At 37.0% G+C, this 565-nt stretch carries 1 protein-coding gene; it reads right to left on the reverse strand.

Annotated elements, in window-relative coordinates:
- The coding region (locus tag SAY88_RS24645) for a helix-turn-helix domain-containing protein (protein WP_332635077.1) at positions 1–386 on the reverse strand (386 nt) is incomplete at its 3' end.
- Positions 387–565 lie beyond the last annotated feature (179 nt).

A 565-nucleotide genomic window follows, 5' to 3' on the forward strand; every position in this document is an offset into this window, starting at 1 on the left:
ATAGGACACTCAGGTATTGCTTCATAAGATCTAGGAGTCGATTCCTTCAGAATATTGTATTCTTTCCTAAGCTCTCTCACATAAGAACGAACTGTACTTTCCCCAACTTCCAAAGAAGAGTATTTCTCTTGTAACCAATCATATACTTGAGCTGCAGTCATATCAGGATGCTTTCTTAACCATGACAGAATTAATTCTTTATGATGATCTAATTTCTTTCCTCTCGTTTGTATCTTAACCATCCATTCAGCCATCTCCTGTGGATTTCTTTCTAGGTAACGGTAGAGGGTAGACCTTGAAATACCTAGCTTTTCTGCCACCTTATTCTTACTAAAACCTTGTTTTAATAATTGATTTATTTCCATGTACACTTGCCACTTATCCACCTTTCAAACCTCCAACACTACTAATTTCAATACTTATCATAATAGTGATTGAGGCATAGAATATGATTAAATTTTTTCCAGTGGGCTGCCCATGGGCAGCCCACTGGAAAGTCTATTTCAGGCCAATAAGTGTTTCATCTTATCTAGCAGGAACTGTCTCATTTAGTTTAGCAGTCACA

Source organism: Halalkalibacter flavus, assembly GCF_036663575.1.
GTDB lineage: Bacteria > Bacillota > Bacilli > Bacillales > Bacillaceae_D > Halalkalibacter > Halalkalibacter flavus.